The organism is Paraglaciecola mesophila, assembly GCF_009906955.1.
Classification (GTDB): Bacteria; Pseudomonadota; Gammaproteobacteria; order Enterobacterales; family Alteromonadaceae; genus Paraglaciecola; species Paraglaciecola mesophila_A.
On sequence record NZ_CP047656.1, the window covers coordinates 3,628,031 to 3,650,835 of the forward strand.

The 22,805-nt window shown below is 40.2% G+C and carries 17 protein-coding genes; 1 reads left to right on the forward strand and 16 read right to left on the reverse strand.

The window, feature by feature from the left end:
* Positions 1-67 precede the first annotated feature (67 nt).
* The 14 genes from FX988_RS15555 to FX988_RS21895 form a co-directional block, all read right to left on the reverse strand.
* On the reverse strand, positions 68-760 hold the full coding sequence (locus FX988_RS15555) for a hypothetical protein (protein WP_160181044.1): 693 nt from the start codon (positions 758-760) through the stop codon (positions 68-70).
* Between the two features lie 815 nt (positions 761-1,575).
* The gene (locus FX988_RS15560; protein ID WP_160181045.1) at positions 1,576-1,872 is read right to left on the reverse strand and encodes a type II toxin-antitoxin system RelE/ParE family toxin; all 297 of its coding nucleotides are present in this window, start codon (positions 1,870-1,872) and stop codon (positions 1,576-1,578) included.
* Positions 1,853-2,290 carry a type II toxin-antitoxin system ParD family antitoxin gene (locus FX988_RS15565; RefSeq protein WP_254700634.1) on the reverse strand — a complete coding sequence of 146 codons (438 nt, stop codon included), beginning with the start codon at positions 2,288-2,290 and terminating at the stop codon, positions 1,853-1,855. Before FX988_RS15565 ends, FX988_RS15560 begins: the two co-directional genes overlap by 20 nt.
* 1,033 nt (positions 2,291-3,323) lie before the next feature.
* Positions 3,324-4,277, reverse strand: a complete 954-nt coding sequence (locus FX988_RS15570) for a hypothetical protein (RefSeq protein ID WP_254700635.1) — start codon at positions 4,275-4,277, stop codon at positions 3,324-3,326.
* Between the two features lie 5 nt (positions 4,278-4,282).
* On the reverse strand, positions 4,283-5,380 hold the full coding sequence (locus FX988_RS15575; protein ID WP_160181046.1) for a DUF3696 domain-containing protein: 1,098 nt from the start codon (positions 5,378-5,380) through the stop codon (positions 4,283-4,285).
* A gap of 12 nt (positions 5,381-5,392) precedes the next feature.
* Positions 5,393-6,790 (reverse strand): DUF262 domain-containing protein, encoded by a 1,398-nt coding sequence (locus FX988_RS15580; protein ID WP_160181047.1) that lies wholly within the window; start codon positions 6,788-6,790, stop codon positions 5,393-5,395.
* A 22-nt stretch (positions 6,791-6,812) separates the two neighbouring features.
* Positions 6,813-10,052, reverse strand: a complete 3,240-nt coding sequence (locus FX988_RS15585; protein WP_160181048.1) for a type I restriction endonuclease subunit R — start codon at positions 10,050-10,052, stop codon at positions 6,813-6,815.
* A gap of 5 nt (positions 10,053-10,057) precedes the next feature.
* Entirely contained in the window at positions 10,058-11,266 is a 1,209-nt protein-coding gene (locus FX988_RS15590) for a restriction endonuclease subunit S (protein ID WP_160181049.1), read from the reverse strand.
* Complete coding sequence (locus FX988_RS15595; protein WP_160182205.1) at positions 11,250-12,836, reverse strand: type I restriction-modification system subunit M; 1,587 nt, start codon at positions 12,834-12,836, stop codon at positions 11,250-11,252. The genes FX988_RS15590 and FX988_RS15595 overlap by 17 nt, the downstream gene beginning before the upstream one ends.
* Positions 12,837-12,918: 82 nt before the next feature.
* On the reverse strand, positions 12,919-15,459 hold the full coding sequence (gene mobF / locus FX988_RS15600; RefSeq protein ID WP_160181050.1) for a MobF family relaxase: 2,541 nt from the start codon (positions 15,457-15,459) through the stop codon (positions 12,919-12,921).
* Positions 15,456-17,210: a type IV secretion system DNA-binding domain-containing protein gene (locus FX988_RS15605; RefSeq protein WP_160181051.1), complete on the reverse strand. Its 1,755-nt coding sequence runs from the start codon at positions 17,208-17,210 to the stop codon at positions 15,456-15,458. Before FX988_RS15605 ends, mobF begins: the two co-directional genes overlap by 4 nt.
* The gene (locus FX988_RS15610) at positions 17,207-17,488 is read right to left on the reverse strand and encodes a hypothetical protein (RefSeq protein ID WP_160181052.1); all 282 of its coding nucleotides are present in this window, start codon (positions 17,486-17,488) and stop codon (positions 17,207-17,209) included. Before FX988_RS15610 ends, FX988_RS15605 begins: the two co-directional genes overlap by 4 nt.
* Before the next feature lie 166 nt (positions 17,489-17,654).
* Positions 17,655-18,095: a hypothetical protein gene (locus tag FX988_RS15615; protein WP_160181053.1), complete on the reverse strand. Its 441-nt coding sequence runs from the start codon at positions 18,093-18,095 to the stop codon at positions 17,655-17,657.
* Between the two features lie 11 nt (positions 18,096-18,106).
* A complete protein-coding gene (locus tag FX988_RS21895) occupies positions 18,107-18,391 on the reverse strand; it encodes a helix-turn-helix transcriptional regulator (RefSeq protein ID WP_368361402.1) in 285 nt (94 codons plus the stop codon).
* Between the two features lie 451 nt (positions 18,392-18,842).
* Here FX988_RS21895 and FX988_RS15625 point away from each other — a divergent pair, with 451 nt between their 5' ends.
* Positions 18,843-19,529: an RNA polymerase sigma factor gene (locus tag FX988_RS15625; RefSeq protein WP_160182206.1), complete on the forward strand. Its 687-nt coding sequence runs from the start codon at positions 18,843-18,845 to the stop codon at positions 19,527-19,529.
* 183 nt (positions 19,530-19,712) lie between these two features.
* Here FX988_RS15625 and FX988_RS15630 read toward each other — a convergent pair whose 3' ends face one another.
* The gene (locus FX988_RS15630) at positions 19,713-20,915 is read right to left on the reverse strand and encodes a tyrosine-type recombinase/integrase (protein ID WP_160181055.1); all 1,203 of its coding nucleotides are present in this window, start codon (positions 20,913-20,915) and stop codon (positions 19,713-19,715) included.
* A 225-nt stretch (positions 20,916-21,140) separates the two neighbouring features.
* Complete coding sequence (groL, locus tag FX988_RS15635) at positions 21,141-22,787, reverse strand: chaperonin GroEL (RefSeq protein ID WP_160181056.1); 1,647 nt, start codon at positions 22,785-22,787, stop codon at positions 21,141-21,143.
* Positions 22,788-22,805: the final 18 nt, after the last annotated feature.

Sequence of the window (22,805 nt, forward strand, 5' to 3'; positions counted from 1 at the left end):
TGTGCGGAGCCGCATGCAGGGTGTTGTGGGGGCTGGAGGTTAGATACCTCCGGCTACCCGATTATATTCATACTTCCACAACAAATATTTGAGAGTCAACTTTACTTATTGCAATTCCTAAGAACTTATCCACTACATCAACGAGTTCTTTAATTAGAGTGTTATCAGTAACATGAAAATCCCAAAATTCAAAATTGATTTCAATGCCAGAAAAAGTTACCTCAAGAGCTTTAGCATTCTTTGCCAAGGCTTCGGGAGTGTTACCTTTTACTCGTGAGTTTGAATGCACAATTTGATTTCTTAGCTGTTGGTACTGACAAATACGATCATATAATTTTTTCTCTTTCTTAAGATCAATGTCGCAGGTAAGTTCAATATATCTGATTGATTTCCTAATCAGGTTATTATCATTCAGATCTTGGAGACTCAATTTACTATTGGTACAGTCTTTTATCTCCGCACTAAGGTGGGAAAGAGAGCTTTCTAATAGGGTATAAACAAGCACTATTGAAGAATGATAAAAATAACTTTTTAACTTAGAAATTTCTCTATTAAATAAATCGACTAGAATTTCTTCATCATCAGGTCGGCTATCAATATCAGCGATCATATTTTCTTCTAAGGCATCACCCTTTTCAGATATAGCCTCACTAATATCTATTACATAACTTCGTAAATATTTTAGCTCATATTCTGTTCGCTCTTTAAAGCTTACTAAGTCAATAGCTTTTTCTGTAGAAGATTTCTTTTTAGTTAGCATACGGCAACTTATGAAATGAATATAACAATATTAATAGCCGGAAAAGTTCCGCATTTAATCACGGAAGTTTTCCATCTTTCCCCATATGTCGTTTTAGCATATACCGTAACTTGTTGTACAGGTTGAATTTTTCCCATTTTTCAAATTTTCTCATGTGGAAATACGGAAACCTTCCAATATCTTGCTGTTTACCGGAACTGTTGATGAAAAAGCATATAAAATTGCCCATAAATATTGCTTCCATTTGAATGAGCAAAGCGAATGTTTGGCGACGAAGTCGCTGCTTTTGCTTTTCTTGCGACTCACACTTTCCCGATGACGATAGCGACTTGTCAGATGGCCAGACAGGGGTGAAGCCGAGGCTTTTAGGAGCAACGCTCCTATCGGGTGAACGATTCGCCATGGATGGTGAAGCTGGGTGAGGTACCAAGGACGGGTTTAAACTTAGTTTTGTATTATGAGTTTTCAAAGAGTGTAGTTAGCGAAGTGCTTTACAGGCGATCTGCATGGATGCAGAAAGGTAGAGCAATGCAGGGAGCAATTGCCGAGATGTTTCTTTTCGCCGCTCTGACATGAAAGTCGATTAAAAATATGGGTCAACAAATTGGTTGGAGTGCGGCCTTTACAAAGTACGTCCTGTACTTTGCCCTGCGGGCCATCCTTCGGATGTTCAAAATGATTCCCGACCATTTTGTCTTGCTTACTTCTTTCGGCTGTTGGAAAGAAGTGAGGCGAGCCGAGGGACGCGGCTTGGAAAAAGGCATGGATGCCATAAGCGAAGCCCATAAGGTGCACGCAGTGCATAACGTGGACAATTAGAAATGTTTGGATGGATCCATGCGTTGATGGAGAATACGCGCCACATTAATGCCTTCATCGCTGGCTTGGTAAAAGACAATATGTTTTTCTACTGGAAAGCTTCTTGCTCCATGATAAACATCATCTCTTTCTCTACCAAAATCTGGGTATTGAGCTAGTTTCGATAATGCTGACTCAATGGTTTGGGCATACATCTTTGCTTGCAGACTTCCCCAAGCCTCAATCGTTGTGGATATTATTTTGAATAGATCATCTTCAGCTAGAGGAGATAGTTTATAGCTCGGTGTTGTCATTATTGTTCGCTGGTTTATTCGCTACCGAGTGAGAAGCTTGTTCAAATATATCCATTACACTGTTATTTGATGATTCGCCAGCGGCTATCTGTTCGAAGCCTTTCGCGACTTCTTCGCGTAATATTTTAAGTTGCTGGTCTTTAGCAACGTCTTTTTCAAATAATAACCTCAGACCATCACGGATCACTTCACTTGCGGAGGTATACAAACCATCAGATACTTTCTGAGTGATCCTTCTTTCAAATTCTTTACCTAACGTAATATTCATCACTAACACTCCAATCATTGATGCACATATTATGCGCACGATATGAGCATCATTCAAGTTTACGCCGAATAAAATGGTTAGTACAAAGCGCAATGAGAGCAACACACGCTCTGGCGAAAAATCGCTGCTTGAATCTTTCTCGCGACTCATACTTTCCCGATGACGATAGAGACTTGTCAGATGGCCAGACAAGGATGTCTGAGCAAGAAGTGTGGCACTTTAAAATTATAAGTCAGCTACGAAGTGCCCATATCTCAACTCAACTCTCCCCAAGCATCGCAGGCTAATGCTGGGTCGATTGCATGAGGCGCCTAAGCGAAGCGCATACTTTGGCGACGAAGACGCTGCTTTTGTCTTTCTCGCGACTCATACTTTCCCGATGACGATAGCGACTTGTCAGATGGCCGGACAAGGACGTCTGAGCAAGAAGTGTGGCACTTTAAAATTATAAGTCAGCTACGAAGTACCCATATCTCGACTCAACTCTCCCCGAGCATCGCAGGCTAATGCTGGGTCTTCTGAGCGAAGCGCATACTTTGGCTTTTTCACGACTCCAATTTTCCATATTTTTCTTCGGCTTGTCAGATGTCCAGACAGGGACGTCTGGACAAGGCGAAGTGCTTTACATGGATGTTTCCTTTCGCCGCTCTGACATTAAAGTCGATTAAAAATATGGGTCAACAAATTGGTTGGAGTGCGGCCTTTCTTGCTTACTTCTTTCGGCTGTTGGAAAGAAGTGAGGCGAGCCGAGGGACGCGGCTTGGAAAAAGGCATGGATGCCATAAGCGAAGCGCATAAGGTGCACGCAGTGCATAAAGTGGCTGAAAGCCATAAATAAGCGAAGCGCATAAGTAAGCAACGCGCATAGTGTGCGCAGCACATAAAGTGCACGCAGTGCATAAAGTGGCTGAAAGCCATAAATAAGCGAAGCGCATAAGTAAGCAACGCGCATAGTGTGCGCAGCACATAAGGTCGCCGCTGGCCATAAATCAAAGACAATAAAAAACCCGCCGGAGCGGGTTTTCTAAGATTTCAAAGCGGAGCTTTGAGAAACATGATTACATCATGCCGCCCATTATCGACATATAACATTGTTTTTTAAAACGATTTATAGAAACAAAAAAACCAATACCCCAAAATATACCCCGAACAATGTAAACTTAATGATGATTAACGATAAGCTTTATTTTTTTGTGATTTTTGGACCAAAGTAAACAATCTGGATGTCTTTCTGCTCTGGAGGTATAGGCCATTCAAAATAAACTCTAACCTGAGGCGTTTTAATTTTTCCATGAAAACTATACTTCTTACTTTTTTGGTCTCTGGAGTCTAGAAACTTTAAGTCATGTTCAAAATTTTTCTTATCCTCATCGGTTTCGTCTGAGAACCAAGCTTTTCTCCCTCTAAAAAACTCACTAAGTATCTCTATTGTTCGCTTAGTCGCTTCGCCCTTTTCGGTTCTGCTCGATAAGTACTCTTCTAATACTCTACAAAGCTCATCCATTCGCTCAAAAACAGTTCTGTTATAAGGAAGCGTGGAAATCTGGTCAATTAGCTCAGGTGAGAACAATAAATGAACGTATTTACTTTCCAGTACATTTAGAGCAGTTTGCCAATTTACAGGTAGAGGGAGTGCCGTTTTACTAGAGGCAATTAACTGCTCTTCGCTCCACAAATTGACAATTTCATAATTACCGAAAACTTGTTCTGATAAACCATGTTGCACTGCAAGTGGGCTCTGGCTGTATTCTCCCGAAAAACTATAGGATGTTACGTCCTGTTCCATTATGACTTTGCGTCCGCACTCCCCCAGCCCTAAATCAGTGACATCTATATTGTTGTGCTCGAAATAATCATCTTCCTGAAAGGTCCTCCTATCACACCAGAACGGCCCTTTTTTACTTACCCACGCCATAATCTGTACTTTTAAATCTCTGGGGGCCTTATCAAGTACTAACTGTGAGAAGGTTTTATCTCCTAAAACTTTTATATCACCAATATTTCTAGGGCATAAGAAACTGTCATTTATATTTTTGTAACTAAATCTCAATTTTATTATTTTTTCTATGTCGGAGACAAAATCATGTACTTCGTGATATCTACCTTCGAGTGACAAATCATTCAGAATCCATTCCATTGCGTTCAACCCCATCCATTTAGTCTTGCTATATCTTTATCAGTTTGGTCAAAAAAGCCGTCGGGCCACATATCTAAATTGCCTTTCGGATCAATTTGAGGCGAGGAGATTAATGGTGACTCATCTTCCTCATCATTTTTTGGCTCAAAGAAGTGGATCGCAACATCTGTATTAGCAATTTTTTTATCAGCCACGGCAAGTCTCACACCATTCAAAACATGATCACTGTGCGTTTCGCAGACAACCTGAACACCTGAGGCAGCCATAGTCCCTAAGAAGTACCCAATTTTTGATTGTCCCAACGGGTGTAGGTGCGCTTCTGGGCTATCGACAATTAAAATCTGACCTTCTCTTGCTAGTAAACCAGCAACTAAAATTGGGAACGCATATGTAAGACCATACCCTATATTTGCGGGTCGTTTAAATTGCTGTTGTTTGCTAGTTCTCAGTTCGAGTTTTACGAGTGGTAGCCGCTCCAGCTGTTCTACACTCGCCTCTGCACCGGGAAATATTTCGTTAGCCCAAGCATTGAACTGACGTCTCAGTGTAGTAGCGGACTCGTTTTGATTTTGCTTAGAAAGTGGAAGCTCTTCGTCGACAAATTTTGAAAACCACCAAGGCGCAAATTGACCGCATTCACCTGCATCGGCGTGAATAGGGAAAGATGTACTTGGAATTGGATATACGTCTAGCGTTCCATTTCTTGATGCACTTATAAAAATGGTTTCATTTAACATGTCAAAAATTTCTGGCGAATCACTTTGTTCATCTACCAAGTAAGGTAATGAAATAGCCTCTCTTACACTCGCGTCTAATGTGAGAGCTAGTTTGCTAGTTTCATTAGAATAAGAAATTTTGATTTTCTTCTCTGTTCCGAAGTGACATCTAACATCACCCACAGTCCCTAGCTTCACACACTCTCCATTTAGAGGTGCAGATAACTGACCACTTGAATTTTTCTCAAGCTGACGACCCAAAAGCAACGTCTGAATGGCGCTAGATTTACCTGCTGCGTTAAAACCTGTGAATAGAGTCAGTTTCTCAATCGGAATATTTTGTTTTTTAAAACATTTAAAATTTTCTACATAGATATTCTTAAGCATTTTTTTCCTATACTATCTTTTGTTTAGTCCCTTTGCCTGCTCTGTTAATTTTGAAATCAGTAAGTCTTTGTTAAGTTTTTCTAAAGAAAACGGTTCGAGTGCTACTACTAATTCAAAATAAAGATCGCTTTGAACATCTTCTTTTTTCCACCAATCAGTGAGTTTTTTAACACTTTCCACTTTCGAATAGAATTGCTTTGATATTGCTAAAATATCTTCTTTGTTAATAAAATATCCAATCGCCAAAAAATGTTCCTCGACAATATCCATATAGATAATTTCATCAATAGACAAGCTAGCATCACTACTTAGCACCTTATTAGCTAGCCTGTGTCGCGCCTTCGCTTCAATAGTATTGTTAGTCGAAAATGAAATAGACGATATGAACTTGTCGTAATCCATTAGTCTACAGATTCTTTTCTTGACCAAGTCTTTTGGCAACTCACTTAAAGTGTTTTGGTTTAAGGCTATTTGAGAGGCTAGGGCATCAAACAGAGAGATATTAAGAACTGAGCGAGAATTTTCCTTGTCGCCTTTTACAAGCGACTTTCTAAATGAATGTTTGCCAAAAAGAGTATAACTCATCGTCATTGCACTGCTGAAATCATCCGCCATTTTTATTAGCTCTTGATCTTCCATTTTATTCATTTCACTAAGTGCGTCCGCAAGAAATTCCTCCATATCCCCTTTGTACGTTTGATACCCTAATATATAAAACGCGCAAAACCTATTTATGACCTCTCTATCTCTCATTGACTTAGTGCGTAAAGACTTCCCTGTGGCATCTAAAAAGCTTGTCATCTCTGAGGCATCTTTTAACCATTTGGTTGACTTCCCCGAGTAAAGACAATTCCTCATTTGTTGTCGCGTTAATGGCTCACCGCTATTGACTCTTTCAAAGATATCTAACCTAGCTCTCTCTGGTGCTTTGGGATCAAGTATGTAAAGTGTAAGTTGAGTGTCTTCAATTCTTTCCTGCAAATGAATAGGCAACTCTTCAAATTTCTTCCCCGATATAATTGAGTCAGGATCTGAACTCCCAACATCTTTAAGAGCGAATTTATTATTTAAATATCGATGAAAAGTGGTAAGTCTTTGTAATCCATCGACTACAATAATTTTCCCATCAGTGTCTTCTGCAACATACAGGACAGGAAGTGGTATACGCATTAAACTAGACTCAATCAACCTTGATTGCTTAGTTGGATTCCAAACAAAATCTCTCTGGAAATCAGGATCTAATTTGTATCTACCCTTATCTATACGATTAACTATGTCCCCGACTGTTCGAGGTTCTTTTCTTACAAAAACCGTGTCTAGTGGATAGTCACCCCAAGATTCAGAGGGTGTTTCGTCTAATCCTTCAATCTTTTCTTTTTCTTCTTTTTCAACATTGTCGTTAGTTTCCATTAACCATCCACCATCTAGGTTCTTATTTGTGTCTCTTGAAGTTTTCAGCCTGCTCAAATATTTCTTTGTAGACTTCGTCTCTATCGATAGGAGGGTATCCCCACTCATCCAATAATATGATTAGGTCAAAGTGCAGTTCAGCTTTTATATCGTCGCGTTTGTTCCAGTCCGTGTATTTAGCTTTGTCATCAATTACCTTTTTTACTTCTTTGGAAAGGTCGAGCAACCGATTTTCTGGGTAAGTAAAGTCATACTTTTTGGCTAATGTTATGAGGATGTCATAAAACGCTTTTTCTTCGAAGTCTATGCCCATCTCACCAAATGATGCCATCTCTTCTCGTAATTCATTATATAAATTTATTATTTCATCGGAAAAGTCGTTAATCACTTCTGAACGCAAAACATCTTGTTCATCTCGTTCATTATATTTCTCTACCAACGCATTCATCTTTTTAGAAAAGTCGATACCTTTTACTTTGTTAGTTTTTTTAAACTCTCCAATGGCTTTTGCTAGCATCTGTTGCAGCAATTGTAATTTAGTATTTGGCTGTTTTATGACCTCTAACTTCGCTAAATAATCATTGTCGAAAATATCTATCTCTCCGCCGTCTTTCTCACCGAGTTTAAATATTTCCTCTACACCATCACTAACCAATGCATCTTTAACTAAATCTCTAACTTTTCTATTCATTTGATCGACATCAGGTGCTCCACCTGTTGTTATCTTGAATACTATTGTCCTAACAGCAAGATAGTAGTGGACTTTATCTTTGTGAACTTGGGTAAGCTCACTACTACCAACACAAATATCGTAGGCTGACTTCAGACGTTTTGTCAGATCCATAAACGTCTTTTCGTGCTTCTTCGTTCTCAAAACAAAGTCAGCTGAGGCGTTTAGGCAATGCAACTGTTCCAGCGCTGTGCCAGTGAAATAAGGTGTAGTGTCGAACTTATGAAATAATGCATCCAAGAGGCTGAGGTGATCTTTTACGATAATTACTGATTGCTTGATATCTTCCAAGTTCTGCGCTTGCCCACCAGTATATTGGGAAAGAGCTAGATTCATCTGCTTCTTAATACCGATATAATCGACTACTAAGCCATTCTCCTTACCTTCGAATTTTCGATTAACTCTCGAAATAGTTTGAATGAGATTATGCTTTTGAAGTGGCTTATCAATGTAGATGGTATCTAGAAAAGGTACATCGAAGCCCGTAAGCCACATATCTACGACGATTGCAATTTTGAAGTTAGATTTACCGTTTTTGAATTGACGATCTAGCTCTTTTCGATACTCTTTATTGCCTAGCTTGTTCCATAAGTCTTTAGCATCGTCTTTATTACGAGTCATAATCATCTTGACCCGCTCCATCGGCTTAACTTTTTTCTTATCATTTTCTGATAGGGTTGCACCGTCTTCACAGACTTTTACATCATCCCATTCAGGACGAAGCTCAAGCAATTCTTTGTAAAACTGATAGGCGATTTCACGACTACTACAAACGAACATTGCTTTGCCTTTCTGTGTCGTCCCTTCCTCAACTCGCTTTTCGTAATGCTCCACAAAGTCGGCTGCAATGGCTGCTATCCTGTCGGGGTCACCAAGGATAGTCGATATGCTCGCCATTGTTTTTTTGCTTTTCTCAATTTGATACTCGTTCGTGCCTGCTTCTTCACATTCTTTATAATACTTTTCCACTTGTTCAAGTTGCTTTCCATCAAGCAACACTTTTGCCGCTCGACCTTCATAAACAATACGAACAGTAATTTCATCATAAACCGACTCTGTCATTGTATAGCTATCTACAACCGCACCAAATACATCCAGCGTTGCGTCAATCGGTGTACCAGTAAAGCCGACATAAGTAGCGTTTGGTAAAGAATCGTGAAGATACTTAGCAAAGCCGAAAGTTTTTTTCACTCCGTCTTCAGTGACTGTAATTTTCTGTTCTAAATTGGTTTGACTACGGTGTGCTTCATCCGAGATACAAATGACGTTAGTTCGCTCCGTCAGCAGCTCCAAATCTTCAGTAAACTTATGAATAGTAGTCAGGAAAACACCACCACTTTTACGTCCCTTTAGGTGCTCTCGGAGTTCAGCGCGGCTCTCTACGCTAATGATGTTTTGATCACCAACATAACCTTTTGCATTGGTGAATTGACCTGAAAGCTGATCATCCAGATCTGTACGGTCAGTAATGAGAATTATGGTTGGGCTACCCAATTCGACATCTTTCATCAGTAGGCGAGATAAGAACAACATTGTGTAACTCTTACCACAACCAGTCGCACCGAAATAAGTACCACCTTTACCGTCACCACTCACCAACTTACCGTGCTCATCAAAGCACTTCATATGTTGTTTGATATTAGAAAAAAGCTTTGTTGCTGCGTAATACTGAGGATAACGACAAACAATTTTTTCTTGCTTGCTTGAGGTATCAGGTAAGTAGATAAAGTGACGTATCACATCAGTAAGGCGCTTCTTATTAAACAAGCCGCTGATCATCGTAAACAGTGAATCAATACCGTCTTTGTCTAGTTTCTCTTCACCCGTAATTTTACGCCAAGAGTAAAAGAACTCATATGAGGCAAAGTACGATCCCATTTTGCTGTTCACACCATCACTAATTACGCACAGAGCGTTGTATTTGAATAATTCAGGGATATCTCGATCATAACGAGTGGTCAGCTGTTTATACGCATCATAGATAGTCGCTTCTCCACGAATGGCACTCTTAAATTCAAATACCACAAGAGGTAAGCCATTGATGTATAGAATCCCGTCAGGGATACGCAGCTCATAGCCTTGTATCTCCATTTGGTTAACGATGCGATAAATATTACCGTCTTGCTTTGGTAAGTAACTCAAACTCGATTCTGCTACTTCTAGCTGGTCACTACCCTCTGATTTAAAAGCAGCAACAACTCTCTCAAAGTTAATAAGCTGAATGTATAAATCTTTCTGGCTTGCATCTTCACGCTTGAGCAAAAAGCCATCAGAGACAAACTTCATTATGGCTTTGTTGGTATCGTAGAGATCTGAAGCTGGAAGGTACTCAAGCTTATGGATAATTCGGTCTATCTCATAGGCTGTAATACCTTCTGCTTGATAACGTTTAGCTAGAAATTCACGAAGATCGGACTTAATCAGCACATCTTCAGGTGCTCGCTCAATCGTCTCACCACGAGTGTGTGGATAGCCTTCTTTCCCTAGCAGTTCAATAATGGCTTGTTCTAGCCTTTCTTCTGTGAATTTCATTGCGTTCAATTCGTTGCTAATTTACTTAAAATAATTGATCTTAGCTCTTTCAGTTTTTGCGAAGTTTGGGCTAGGGCTTCAATCTTTGAAAAGATGACCTCAGCGATACCCTCAAACTTGGCAAGCACACCTTCAGATGGAACTAAAACCAAAAACTCTTCAATATCTGCCTTTGTTAGAGCTTGTCGAGTAGAAGCACCTTCACTGGTCCCTAATAATCTAGACTTATAGTTCGAACTAGCTAAGGCACACTGCAAGTAATAGGACATCTCTAAGTTTGGTCGAATTATCATCACGTGTTGGTTTACTCTGGCGGGTAAAACCGAATTTGGCACAACGCAACAGCGAGCAACAGAAACCCCCGTAATATTGATAAGTACATCTCTAGGTTCAATTTCTACATTTGCCAGCTTTTTAGCTTGAACATCATCAATGAATGCAAGATCTTCGTACACAAACTGATAATCGTGTACATTCATACTACGAATAAGAGAAATACCTTGGGATTTGTATGCCCCTTTACCACCTCTTGGCGTTGAACCGCTGCCAATTTTAGATGCCAGCTCATCAATGCGCTTAAGAGCCCAGTCCTTTGGTACTAGAGGAAAGTCAATGTTTTTTGTTTCAACCAAAGCAACTGATTCATCAGGTATAGAAAAATCAACAAACCACTGTTTGTAAATAGCTTGAGCGGTATCTTCTAGCTTTTGAGTTAGTTGCTTGTTAAGTGCAATACGGTCATTCACCACATTGTATTCACGCACGATTTCACGCTGCTTCTCGATAGATGGGACTGGTAGCTCAACTTCACACATCTCATCATAATCAAAAAACTCGTGAGCGCTGCCGTGACTCTTAAATCGTGCATAACGGTCAAACTCAGGTCGTCTAAACCACATCATTAAGTACTGAGGATCTAGTTTATTCGCATCCTTGACCTCAAAAATTCGGTATGACGGAGATACAATACACGTATCACCATCCCTAAGCGCTATAGAGATCTTATCTCCATTTCGTGTCGTTGCTCGATTAAAAGCAAACTGGTTTTTCTCCACAATCCTATATTTGGACAGGTCGATACCATTTAAGTTTGTCTTAGCTTTTACAAAGTACTTAGCGTTGTTTATGCCCAGTAAATTATTATATTTTAACGCTTTGTTAGGTAGGCCTTTTTGGACTATATAGTCACCAAGCCTCTTATAGTTTGATTTCATAACCTAACTCTTTAAATACGTTTAACAAATCAAGTTTATATTCTGATTCCTTAACCAAAAGCTCAGTCATATCAGATTTAAGCTCCGTCATTTTTTCATCAAAATCGATGTTCTCATCTCTATTGAAAAAATGAATGTATTTACTAGGAACAAGAGAGTAGTCCTTGGCGGCAATTTCAGCTTTTTTAGCCGAATAGCAGTATTCGGGGATATCAGAGTAATCACTCTCAGCTCCTACTTGCTGCCAAGTGTGAAGTGTATTAGCAAAGTCTGTAATATCTTGCTCAGAGAACTGAATAAACTTCTTCTCAAACGGTTCGCCACGTTGACGTAAATCCATAAACAGAATTTCTTCTTCACGATCTCTGTAGTGCTTCGTCACATCTTCGTAAGCAACTGTATGCGCTCTTTTGTTTTTATTAATTATCCATATAGATACGCTGATATCAGTCGTGTAGAACATACTACCCGGTAATATAATGATGGCTTCTACCAAGTTATTTTCTACTAATTTTGCTCTTATCGCCCTCTCAGTCGCTCCACCTGAAAGTGCTCCATTAGAAAGAACAAATCCAGCGATGCCATTTTCAGATAACTTTGAAACCATATGCAAAATCCAACCATAGTTGGCATTGCTGGTTGATGGTGTTTCGTAACCGTCCCAACGATGATCATCTGTAAGCTCATCAGACGCGCGCCAATCTTTCTGGTTAAACGGAGGATTAGCCATAATGAAATCGGCTTTCAGCGTTTCGTGCTGATCATTGGCAAAAGTATCTTTTGCGGCTGCACCAAGGTTGGCAGAAATGCCTCGGATTGCTAGGTTCATTTTTGCAAGTTTGTAGGTTGCACCTGTGTATTCTTGACCATAAACAGAAATATCTTTTTTGTTACCTTTGTGATTTTCAATGAACTTCATTGACTGAACAAACATACCACCAGAACCACAACAAGGGTCGTAGATTTTACCGCTGTAAGGTTCAATTAATTCCGCGATTAGATTCACAATGCTCTTCGGCGTGTAGAATTCGCCTTTACCCTTACCTTCTGCAATCGCAAATTTAGATAAGAAATATTCGTAGACTCTGCCTACCACATCTTCGTGCGGATTGGCTAAGGTGTCGATATTGTTAATCACATCGATCAGTGCAGATAGCTTACTGACATCCAAACCAAGACGGGAGAAATAGTTATCAGGCAGTGCACCTTGCAGTGCTTTGTTGGTTTTCTCGATGGTGCTTAAGGCTGTATCGATCTTTAGGGCGATGTCTTCTTGTTTAGCGTTTTGCTGAACAAAGCTCCAACGGCTCTTTTCAGGGAGATAAAAGACATTTTCTTTTGTATAGGCTTGTACAAGATCTACGTACTTTTCTTGATTATTTTGTATAAGCTTCTGTCTGTGGTGCTCAAAAGTATCACTAACAAACTTAAGAAATATTAAGCTTAAGACAATATGCTTGTACTCAGAAGACTCAACGCTGCCACGCAGCTTGTTCGCCGAGTCCCAAAGTGATTCTTCAAAAGATTTTTGTTTTTTATTTGCGGGTTTTGCCACTGACAAACACTCCATTGTTTTTAATGACAAAACAATACCGCAGAACTAGATATTTTGCTATCTGCAAACATTCTTTGCTTGCATTGACTATCTAAATTTACCGAGCCATTTCACTGGTTACAAAATTAGTACTTAAATACTCTTCCTCTTGGGCCTCTAAATACTCTATGGCCAACGAGTTTTTGCGATCTATATCCATATTCTTAGCCATTAAGCTCATTATTTGTTCTTCCTGTAGCGCATTAGTTCGGTCTGAAACCAAGCTTTCAACTTCTTCTCGATTTACGAACCAATGACATTTGTCCTTGTGTCTAGAGCCGGCTACATAACTCAACGCTCTATCCATTCGCGTGGTGTATAGCAAAAATGTATCACCGTCGATAGTCGCACCTTGGCTACTATACACAGTACTAACATATGCTTGGGCTAAATAGAGGCGACCATGTTCATCTGAGTATTCTGACTTTTTAAAGCGCGTTTTGTCTCCATTATCCAATACAATTGAAAAGTAAATATCGTCATTCACTCGTTCGATATCTGTGACTGTCCCTAAAGCACCATTGGTGAAGTTTCTCGCATAGTCGTTTTTCGTAAAACGTATACGCTCTCCTTTTGCAAAAGTAAAAGGTACTGTTCTATTGGATATCACGCATTCAACCGTAAAGTCCTCAGCACCTAAAACGCCCTTTTCCTTATACCGCTCTCGGATTAATTCGCTTACAGAGATAGCTTCTCTCCAGCTCTGGGTCATAATCATGGATTCTTTTGTAGGATTCGACTCGACATACGATTGCCATTTATCTACTAACTTTATTTGAGCTGCTTCCTTATTAACTTCGATGTTCAATAGGCCTCTGGAATGAAACTCTTTTAAAGCTACTTTAGCTTTACCATTTCTTAGCTGATTAACAGCTTCACGGGCCCAAGCCTCGTTTTGTCTCCGAATTGTATTCAACCTTTTACATCCAAACTTATCGGATAAATACCTCAAACTTCCACCGTGCTCGATGGCGTCAGTCTGTTCTTGCTCGCCCAGTAAAACCAATTTTGCGTTTACCGTATCAACTAACCTCATGAGTTTTAACAAATCAAGTAACCCTATCTGCCCTGCCTCATCAATCAATATGACGGTATCGGCAAATCTACTTGGTGTTCTTTGGAGTTCTCCTAACAGACTAGTAATCGTTGAGCTCTTTATTCCAGTGTCATTTTCAAGCTGAAGTGATGCTTTCCGAGACACCGTAGCCCCACGAACTTTAATATTGCTCCTCTCGTAAGCTAACCTCATAGAACTCATAGCAATAGATTTACCAGCGCCAGCCTTGCCCTGAACGATGTCTAAACCAGATTGGCAAACTGCATGAATTGCATCGGTTTGCTCTTCAGATAATTTAAAGCCCAGACACCCCTCTTGTGTCTCGATAGCGTTTGCAATGTCATCTTTATTTAATCTGTAGGTCTGCTTTGCATTCAGTCGAGTAGCAATAATTATTAAATCCCTTTCAGCTTGAAGCATGCTTTGCGTTGTATAAAGTTTCTCATTCGTCCTATGGTTCTCTAATAGAACTAATTCAGTACTGTTTAATAGTTCGCTTACTGTGTCTTCTATGCAACTGTATGGAACATATCTGTACTGCGCCTCTTTAGCGACTACTGCATAAATATCCTCTAATCTAAATACTGAATTCTTTGCAACTAATTCAGCTAATATATGTTGCAAAGGCAGTGGCTCAGCAACGCATACGCTGTAATTATTCCGTAGTGATGAAAAATACTCGGAGCTATACTCAAGTGAGGAAAGCTCGGTTTTCCAAGTTTCCAGTAATTCACTTCGACCGATATTCTGTTTCTTATCTCGCGTGTTTAGAGCTATAAAATCACCAGCTTTCGATGCTGCTTTTTCAACTCCCAACGACTTCATTTCTGCCAATATTGCTTGTTTTCGTTTTGAGAAATGTTCGCTTATTTTGTTGTCGATACCTTGCACTTCAAAATGCTCTCTTTCAGCAACTTCTTCGATTTCATAGCCTAATTCTTGTAGGTATCGTGATAGCGACGAACGATAAATCGCACCAATGGCTTTTTGCCAAGAGTAAAAGTATTTAGACTCAAGAGTCCCCCAACTTAAATCGGTTCTTGGCGCAATGTTGGCTACTAAACAATGTGTATGGATTTGTGGATCTAGGGCACGAGAAGAGCAGTGTTGAAATGTGGCACCAATCAAGCCCACAATCTCTTCGTGAACTAATCCATCATGCCCGCGCCTCGTTCTAGCAACTTTATCTTGTATAAAGTCAAAAGCTTCTTCTACAGCTTGCTGCTGTGCATTTTCAATCTTATGCTGCATTTCCTCAGACTCACCAGCCCATAGAATTGAGACTGATTTTGGTGCTGAAAACGTCAAATCCCAACCATGTCGGTGGTTTTTCCCTGCACCACCAGACAAAGGGTTGCCCTGTTGATCAAATCCATTAAAGATTTTTCTATAGTCATCTTGCTCGACGAATCGACCAAGTTTTAAACATTTTGAACCTCGCCCTATCCATTTCCCTTGGGGCTCACTCTCCTTGCTGTAATAGTCTTCTTTATGATTCGGCTCATAGTATGAAATGTTGTAAATTTGGCTAGGACTCATCATGATTTTGCCCTCTTATTTTTTACACTTTCAAGCCTACTTATGCCTACGGTTGAGCCAGCCTTCTCAATGCTTTGACTTTTATGGTTGTTAACCCAATTCGCTGGACAATGTTCTTCACTCAGCATAGGAATTTTGGGATAGGGCCAACGTAACTTATATACCGCTTTATAGCCGGGTATAAGAATGTAACCAACTACACCTTTTGAATCTGGTTGCGGTAAATGAACAAGATCGGATGCTCTAACAATTGGAACTGTTTCACCGTGCCAGTTTTGAGATGCATTGCCCGTTGGCCCAGCACTGGACGTTCGCCGCTCGACAACACGTTCTCCAAACACTTTAGCGGTATAAGGAGCTGTCTCTCCTGCGGCCCCTAAACGCATTGACGCAAATATGGTAAACATATTCAGTAGGGTGTCTGCACCATTGTCAGAGTAGATTTCTTTGAGTTGCGAAATTGACTGAGTTCCACCACATATACGACACCCCTTAGATCTCCCTAAACTCATCCATTCGCCAAGCGCCTCGTTTTTTGGCAAGTTTGCTAGCTCATCGATAAATAACCATAGCTCTCTGCTTGAACAATTAGTTTGGGATAGTATATGGCTAGTCATTAATCGAATAAGTGTATTCGCAACTGGCGCACCAATATCCTTATATCGTTTGTCGGCTTGAACGATAATAATTGGTTTGTTTGAATTAGGATCTTCTACCCACTCCTTCATCGAAAATCCGTTTTCGAAAGCCTTGGGCCAAGCTTCTGCGAGGGTATGAATCCATCCTAATGAACCATCTAATTGCGCAAAAAATGATTGTGTAGTTTTGCTTTCTTCTACTATGAAGCGCTGTGCACGTGGGTAATACTCACCAAGTAAGCCCCTCAACTTTGATTCGTTTAAAAGCATCATGTTTGCAAGCTCAACCCACCCCCACTGCTCTTTGGTTCGATTCAATATGGTTATCATGCCTGCAAAAATTGAACGTGCTCCCTCGCTCCATAGAGGGTCTTTAGAGTCAGGAATAAGCTGATCGGCGATTAGCTTTGCTAAAACCGCATTGTGGGCGTCAGCTTGAATGTTCCACGGTGTCCCTCTTTTGTCCCACGGAGCAATTAGTACAGTTGTTGCTTCATCAAAAAACTGTGCTGTGAATTCGCGCTTTTCGTCATATATAAAAACTCGCTCCCCTCTTTTTATGACCTGCTCAATTAGAGAGAGAATGAAAACAGTTTTTCCAGTGCCTTGATTACCAAGTACTAAAACGTTGCCCGATTCTCGACGCTTTGAAATTTGAAGTTTGGGATGAAGCTTTAGTCCAAGTGGTGATGCTTCCTCTTTTGCCTTTCTTAACGCATGCTGCAATGCTGTTTTGAACTGAAAAAGCTGGGGCCCATTTACATGGAAATAAGAACTCTGTCCACCATCAACATATAAGTGTTTAATAATTAAATACGCAGTAAATGTTGCAACTGAAAGAGCAAATAGAAAATAAAAAGTAAGTTCTAGCCACAGATCATTTTTATCAACAAAGGCCCAATACTCAGACCAGTTTTGCTTTCCAACATCGACAAAAAGCGCTTTGATTGGTGATACCCAATACGCTGCATGCTGCTTGATAGGAGTTAAGTCTCCAATCCAGTTCCAAACAAAAGTTAAGCTCAGTAAAAAACTGCTAATCCAGATAACACTTGAAACACTAACAATGAAAGCCCAGTTTTGGCGACTGTGTGAAGGAGGAGTAGAACTAATCATAGCTTTACTCCTTTAAGCTTTAATGTCTCTTTTGTCTTTTTGATCTCTTCATCAGACAAATTAAGCACTGCACACAAAGTGTTGAAGTAATCTGATTTTTGGCGCTGCTCCATCCTTAGCAACAATTGTGTTAAGCTAGTGTGTCTTTTGTAGTTATGAAGTAGACTTCTCAAAACTTCTGCAATACTGCATCCCTCATCTTCAGCCATGTGCTGAAGTGTCATATAATCTTTAATTGTGAAACGAGCTGTTATACATTTAGCAAAAGGTTTATCCACCTGTAATCTCCGAAATCATGAATACTTACGCGAGCTCAAAGGCAGTCCAATAGGTGAATCGATTCGTTCCACCGACTTGCCTTGTAAGCTAAGTGTTTAGGGGCATACAGACGAATTCGAGGGGCTGTGCGAATTCATCTGAGATGCGTGGGGTTTGAAGGAATTTTTAGTGAATTGAGACCTTTGTTTTTTGGCCTCGATTTCCACTTGTTTCTTGCATGTATTCCTCACAAGCTAAAATGATTCCCGTTAGTTCATTTTCATAAACCTTGTGCGGAAACTTTCCATGTCGGTGCAAAAACATATACGTCTGTTTTACTTCATCTATTTGGATTTTTGTAATAGATACCCCTAAAAAGAAACAGACTATTTTTAGCTGAATATCCATCGGGGAATTGCATGAATCCCATTTTTTAAGTGAGCCGATATACAAGATAGAGGCAATAGCGTCACAGACATTTATATATTCGAACATGTGAGTATATTTAAGGTTGCTTTCTTCATAGGTAATGATCAGCGAATCTAGGTCACGCTTACCAAACGACAGTAATTTAAATATATCGCTCACATTTTTTAGCTGGTTTTGAGTTAATACGTTTTTCATCATAGGACTCCTTTTTAAACGTCGATGAATTGTTCAATTACAGATTTGGGCCAATAAATTAACCGCGGCCCTAACGGAATAGGTTCTGGGATTACTCCCAACCTTCGCCAACGCCAAAGGGTTGTACTGCTGATTTTAAGCAGTGCGCAAACCTCTTTAGCTCGAAGTAGTTCATAGTTATTAGGTTTTCTCTGACACTTCATATTGAGTACTCTCACCTTCCAACTGTCTGAATACTTGTTAATTGCACACATTCTTTTCATAGCCTGAAGTGCGATTCGTATTCCTGTTACAAACATGTATCTAGCCGTTTGCAGAATCCGGCAAAAAATTAATTAACTTTTTGAGCCGCCAATCTGATATTCATGATTCCGCTACAAACATGTATCTAGCCGTTTGCAGAATCCGGCAAAAATTAATTAACTTTTTGAGCCGCCAGTCTGATATTCATGATTCCGCTACAAACATGTATCTAGCCGTTTGCAGAATCCGGCAAAAAATTAATTAACTTTTTGAGCCGCCAATCTGATATTCATGATTCCGCTTTAAACATGTATCTAGCTCTTTCCGGAATCCGGCAAAAAATTTGTTAACTTTTTTGGGTCGCCAAACTGGTATTCACGATTCCGCTACAAACATGCATCTAGCTGTTTGCAGAATTCGGCAATAACATGGAAAAGGAATTTTTTGATACACTGGGGCTGTGCTACTTAAGACCACTTGTAGTCTCTAACTTAGGAGTATTTAAAATTGGAAAAGAGTGAAGATTTAGAGCTGTATAATAGGTTTAAAAACGGCGATAAGTTGGCTTTTGCTGAAATAGTTAAAAAGTATGAAAAACTTATCTATAAAATTTGCAAAGAAGAAATGGAAAGCGGGAAAAGCGGTATTCATAAGAAAATGCTGTCTGGTTACAAAAATGTTATTGAGGATATTAGAAACGAAGTTTGGATTAGACTATTAGGCAAACTGGAAAAAGGAATGGATTTTCATGATAGGCATTCTCTGTTGAATTTAATTAGAGATATTTCAGTAAAGGCCACCAAAAGCAAAAAAACAAAGAGTATAAGAAATAGAAATCCTGAATCCGTATCAAAAAGTGAAAAGATTAGAGCATCTTCAAAAAAGCTTGTTAGTAACTCTTTCGAAAGTACAGACCACCGAGAAAATGCTGACAGAGTCGATATGGAAGCGATTGTTATGCTTAATGAAATCTACCATGCGGAAGACGAAAAAAGGGATATCGACAAAATCTACGAGGAAATTTCAGAAAAACTCACAGTTCGACAATGTGAACTTATTCGGTTGATGGAGGCCCAGATCTTGAGTAACGGAGAGGACAATCATCTATTCTTGGCAAAAAAATTAGGTGTTAGCGAGAGAACAATAAGAAATGATTTACGAAAAATACGTGAGCTTTACTTAAACTTGGAATAATCCTAAGTACGCAGTATTCGTTAAGTGTGAGGGCTATTGACCTAAGAGTCCGAAGAATTAAGACAAAGCAATAACTGGTATGATCACCACCTTATTAATTAGGGAAGCCCTTCTCTCGGCTTAAGTGTCGAGGTTAATTAAGTGTCATTTCTCACTAAGACCTTGATAAATCCATGTGGTAACCTAGAGCTGATATCCCTTCAAGTCTTCCAAATAATCAGCCCAGCTTTGCATCATTTTTCTGCGCTCGCGTAAATACATCGAGCGATTATAAGCTCTGGATGTCGCTGAACCTGTTAAATGAGCTAACTGTGTTTCTATAACATCGTGTTCCCAGCCTTTTTCATGAAGAAGAGTTGAAGCTGTACTCCGAAAGCCATGAGCAGACATGATATCGGCAGGGTAGCCCAGAGAGCGTAACCTATTTGTCATGACATTCTTACTAATAGGCTTGGTGTGATCTCTATCGTTAGGAAAAACGAATTTCGAGTACCCTGTAATAGACCTTATTTTTTTCAGTTGTTCGATAACTTGAGTTGCTAGAGGAACTAAATGTTCACGGCCTCTTTTCATATCTTCGGCGGGAATTCTAATAAGCTTCTCATCAAAATCGATATAGGACCACTGTAAGAATCTAATCTCTTTCGGTCTAAGAAAAAGCCTCGGAATGAGTTTTAGCGCTTCTACGGTACAATAGTTCCCAGATTCATCTGTATCAATTGCTACTATTAACGGTGCTAGTTGCTCTGGGGTGATAATAGCCGCTCTATTTTGTGTCTTAGGAAGGGGTTTTAATATATCCCTCAACGGTAAACCTTGAGCTGGATTGTGCCTTGTCAATCTATGCGCAAGAGCATAACCATAAACTCTGTTAATCGTAGACAGCACATTAGGTGCCTTTTTAGGAGTCCCTTTCGCTTCAATAGATAACATGAGTTCAGTTATGTGTCCCGCATCAACTTCGTCAATAGCGATTTCACCAATCTCTTTCGAATCTACCGTTATCCAACGTTTCACTCGGTTGGCTGAATCTGTTGTCCACGATTCTCTCTGCTGCTCCCACCATTTCATAGCTACGGCTTTGAACGTTGTGTCTTCAGCACTATTTTTTTTCTTTCGTTCCTGCCTCTCAGCCATGGGGTTAATTCCTTGGCTCAACAGGATACGTGCTTGCTCAGCAGCTATTCTTGCGTCAGCAAGGCCAATTAAGGGGTATTTTCCAAGCGCCATCTCTTGGTGTTTTAACGCATACTTGTACCTAAACCTCCATAATTTTGAACCGTTATTTTTTACCAATAGAAACAGTCCATTACCATCTGATTTTTTTATTTGAGATCGGTCTTCTGGACATTTTAAACTTTTTACTTGAGAAGCTGTAAGAGGCATTATAGGCGCACTTTTATTATTTTCATTGGGGTATCTTAGGGACTTACAACCTAAATTTCAAACACCAAGAAAACAAAATACCCCACCTTATACCACCTATCTTATGAGGTAATAAGCAAAAATATGAAATCTTAATTAGCAGAGATAAACAAAAAAAGCCGATAAAGCAAAGCTTTACCGGCTTTTTGAATGGTTGTGAAATCTTATGAAATCATAATGGGATGATTACATCATGCCGCCCATTCCACCCATACCACCCATGCCGCCCATATCAGGCATTGCAGGTGCATCATCTTTAGGTGCTTCAGCGATCATCGCTTCAGTTGTGATCATCAAGCTTGCGATTGATGCTGCGAACTGTAGTGCTGAACGCGTTACTTTAGTTGGGTCAAGAATACCCATCTCTAGCATATCGCCGTAAGTGTCGTTACCAGCGTTGTAGCCGTAGTTGTCAGCGCCGTTTTTAACAGCGTTAGTCACAACTGATGCTTCTGCACCGGCGTTAGCAGCGATTTGACGCATTGGAGATTCCATTGCACGAAGTAGCAATTTAATGCCGTGTGTTTGGTCTTCGTTGTCGCCTTGAAGGTCAACAATCTTAGACGCTGCACGTACTAGTGCAACACCACCACCGGCAACTACGCCTTCTTCAACCGCAGCGCGAGTAGCGTGTAGTGCATCTTCAACGCGGTCTTTCTTCTCTTTCATTTCAACTTCAGTGGCTGCGCCAACTTTGATAACCGCAACACCGCCAGCTAGTTTCGCTAGACGCTCTTGAAGTTTCTCTTTGTCGTAGTCTGAGCTTGATTCTTCGATTTGAGCACGTATTTGAGCAACACGGCCTTGGATCGCGTCTTCTTCGCCAGCACCGTCAACTACTGTGGTGTTGTCTTTGTTGATAACAACGCGCTTCGCTGTACCTAGGTCTTCAAGAGTTACTTTTTCAAGCTCTAGACCGATTTCTTCAGAAATCACAGTACCGCCTGTTAAGGTGGCAAGATCTTGAAGCATGGCTTTACGACGGTCGCCGAAACCAGGTGCTTTAACCGCTGCCACTTTAACGATACCGCGCATGTTGTTCACAACTAGCGTAGCAAGTGCTTCACCTTCAACGTCTTCAGCGATGATTAACAAAGGCTTAGAGGCTTTTGCAACTGCTTCAAGAGTCGGTAGTAATTCACGAATGTTAGATACTTTTTTGTCAACCAATAGGATGAACGGGCTGTCTAGTTCTACAGTGCCGTTTTCTTGGTTGTTCATGAAGTAAGGAGATAAGTAACCACGGTCGAACTGCATACCTTCTACAACTTCTAGTTCGTTTTGTAGAGATTGGCCTTCTTCAACTGTGATAACGCCTTCTTTGCCTACTTTGTCCATTGCTTCAGCGATAAGGTCGCCTACTTCAGTGTCAGAGTTAGCAGAGATAGTACCTACTTGGGCAATCGCTTTGCTGTCTGCACATGGAACAGAAAGGGCTTTAAGCTGTTCAACTGCAGCGATCACTGCTTTGTCGATACCGCGCTTAAGATCCATTGGGTTCATGCCCGCTGCTACCGCTTTCAAGCCTTCAGTCACGATAGACTGTGCAAGTACCGTTGCAGTAGTGGTTCCGTCACCAGCTTCGTCATTGGCTTTAGAAGCAACTTCTTTCACCATTTGTGCGCCCATGTTTTCGAATTTATCTTCTAATTCGATTTCTTTGGCTACTGATACACCATCTTTAGTGATAGTAGGTGCGCCGAATGACTTGTCTAATACTACGTTACGGCCTTTAGGACCTAGGGTAACTTTTACTGCGTTAGCTAGAATGTTAACGCCTGCTAGCATTTTTACGCGAGCGTCGTCAGAAAAACGTACTTCTTTTGCTGCCATGATATTAATTCCTCTAAA